General features: G+C 59.0%; 3 protein-coding genes. All 3 read left to right on the top strand.

Annotated features, from left to right (window positions below; genetic code table 11):
• Positions 1-37: 37 nt before the first annotated feature.
• Positions 38-547 carry a 2-oxoacid:acceptor oxidoreductase family protein gene (locus F8I07_RS05225; protein ID WP_292656643.1) on the top strand — a complete coding sequence of 170 codons (510 nt, stop codon included), beginning with the start codon at positions 38-40 and terminating at the stop codon, positions 545-547.
• Positions 548-678: 131 nt separating this feature from the next.
• Entirely contained in the window at positions 679-1,425 is a 747-nt protein-coding gene (gene proC / locus F8I07_RS05220; RefSeq protein WP_292656641.1) for a pyrroline-5-carboxylate reductase, read from the top strand.
• A gap of 36 nt (positions 1,426-1,461) precedes the next feature.
• Positions 1,462-2,609, top strand: a 1,148-nt coding sequence (gene serS / locus F8I07_RS05215) for a serine--tRNA ligase (RefSeq protein WP_292656638.1), incomplete at its 3' end; no start/stop codon positions are given.

Genomic DNA, 2,609 nt, shown 5'->3' with positions numbered 1-2,609 from the left:
GGTGTAGGTCGCGGTCTTGACACCGTAGCCGCCCTGCTTGATCTTCGCCGCGGCGAAGATCAAGCAGGGCGGCTACGGTGTCAAGACCGCGACCTACACCTCCCAGGTACGGGGCGGCCCCACGGTCGTGGATATTCAGCTCTCCGATGAACCGGTCCTCTACCCCTATGCCAACGACGGCGAAGTGGATCTGATGCTCTCCGTCGCCCAGATCAGCTACGACCAGTTCAAGAAAGGGGTCAAAGAGGGTGGAGACATCATCATCGACCCCAACCTGGTCACTCCCAGCGACGAGGACAAAAAACGCTGGCGGATCTACGAGATTCCGGTCATCACCATCGCCAAAGAAGAGGTGGGCAACGTCATCACCCAGTCCGTCGTCGCTCTGGGGGCGGCCAATACCTTCACCCGGGCCCTGGACGACGATCTGCTCGTCGAGACGATGCTCAGCAAAGTCCCCCCCAAAGTTCACGAAGCGAACAAAAAAGCCTATGAACTGGGCAAAAAATACGCTCTCGAAGCCCTCGAAAAAGGGCCGATGAAGTAGGCATTCCCGATCGGATCGTCGATCCGGTCATTTTCCCCAGTCAACATAATTCCCCTTATTCTCTCTTTTCGCTAAACGTTCCTCTATCCTCTCTCACGTTATAATCTCCCAAAATTTAGGAGAGAATCTCGATGAAAATACTTTTGATCGGTGCAGGAAATATGGGTGGAGCGATGCTCGCGGGGCTCGGAGAGTACGAGGTTACGGTCGTGGAGAGTTGGGAGCCCAGACGCCGGGAACTCGCCCGGCTCTATCCTGATATCCGGCTTCTGGACTCGATCCCCTCCCTGGAGGGGTACGTGGTCCTGCTGGCGATCAAACCGCAGTCGCTCGATGCGCTCGAGACGGAGGGAGAGGCCCAAGCGCTTATCTCCATCCTCGCCGGAACCCCCCTGGCCAGGCTGCGCGAAAAGATCGCCGCCAAAGCCTACATCCGGGCTATGCCCAACATCGCCGCCCTCAAACGCAAAGCGGTCACCTCCGTCACCGGTGATGTATCATTCAAGGAGGAGGCTCTCTCGATCCTCTCTTCCATCGGCAAAGCGATCTGGCTCGAGAGCGAAAAGCAGCTTGATATCGCTACGGGGATCGGAGGTTCGGCTCCCGCCTGGATGGCTCTGGTCGCCGAGGCTCTGGCCGACGGAGCCGTCAACCTGGGTCTGCCCCGGGCGGTCAGCTATGAATACGTCGCCGCGCTGATGGACGGGATGGGCGCCCTGCTCGAGGAGGAGCATCCCGCCCTGCTCAAGGATAAAGTGATGTCCCCCGGCGGGACGACCGCGGCGGGCTATGCTGCATTGGAGAAGGGGAGGGTGCGCGACAGCTTCATCGAAGCGATGGAAGCCTGCTACCGCCGCAGTCTCGAACTCGGAAAATGATATAATCGCGCCAATTTCACCCAGAAGGCAGACGCGATGATCGATCTCAAATACCTGCAGAACCATTTCGAAGAGGCCTCCGCCAAACTCCAGCGAAAGGGAGTGGAGGAGAAGCTGCTCCAGGAGCTCAAAAAGCGCTTCGAAACCCTCAAATCCGCCAACCGCCGTTACGAAGAGGCTCGCGCGGAGCAGAACCGTCTCTCCAAACTCTTCGGACAGTACAAACGTGAGGGCAAGGATATCGGTGAATTGCAGGAGAGCGTCAACCGCCTCAAAACGGAAGTGGCCGGCTATCAGGAGGCGGCCCGAGAAGCCGAAGAGGCGCTTGCCGCCCTGGCGATGGGCATCCCCAACTTCCCCGACGACGACGTCCCGATGGGCCTGGACGAAGAGGACAATGTGGAGATCCGCAAGGTCCTGGAACCCCGGAGCTTCGATTTCGAACCCAAAGAGCACTGGGAACTGGCGGAGCTCAACGGCTGGATCGATTTCGAGCGGGGAGTCAAACTGGCCAAGAGCCGCTTTGCCGTCCTCAAGGGGCAGGGGGCCCGGATCCAGACCGCGTTGATCAACTTTTTCCTCGAGCGCAACATCGCCCAGGGGTTCGAAGAGTACGCCGTCCCCTTTATGGTCAACTCCAAGATGCTCGAAGGGACCGGCCAACTTCCCAAATTCGAAGACGATCTCTTCAAAGTCTGCGACGAAGACCTCTGGCTCATTCCTACCGCCGAAGTCCCGCTGACCAACCTCTATCACGACGAGATTCTCAGCGCCGAGGAGTTGCCGGTTCTGATGACCGCCTACTCTCCCTGCTTTCGCAAAGAAGCGGGTAGTGCCGGACGGGACACCCGCGGAATGATCCGTCAGCATCAGTTCGCCAAGGTGGAGATGGTGGCCATCACCCGCCCTGAAGAGAGTGACGAAATCTTCGAAAAGATGGTCCGGCAAGCCTCCGACCTATTGAGCGAGCTCGGACTCCCCCACCGCCTGGTCCAGCTCTGCACCGGAGATCTCGGGTTCTCCGCCGCCAAGACGATCGATCTCGAAGTCTGGCTTCCCGGACAGGGGAAATACCGGGAGATCAGTTCCGTCTCAAACACCCGTGACTTCCAGGCCCGCCGTGCCAAAATCCGCTACAAGGACGGCAAGAAAAACCGCCTCGTCCACACCCTCAACGGTTCCGC

Origin of the sequence: Nitratifractor sp., from assembly GCF_015487065.1 — a bacterium.
In the GTDB taxonomy this organism is placed as follows: Bacteria; Campylobacterota; Campylobacteria; order Campylobacterales; family Sulfurovaceae; genus Nitratifractor.
The sequence above is the reverse complement of the archived record's forward strand: the minus strand, read 5'-3'. Positions and strand labels throughout refer to the sequence as shown.

Bases quoted from the DNA above. Each gene is read 5' to 3' on its own strand.
- proC (WP_292656641.1), top strand. From the start codon at position 679: ATGAAAATACTTTTGATCGGTGCAGGAAATATGGGTGGAGCGATGCTC.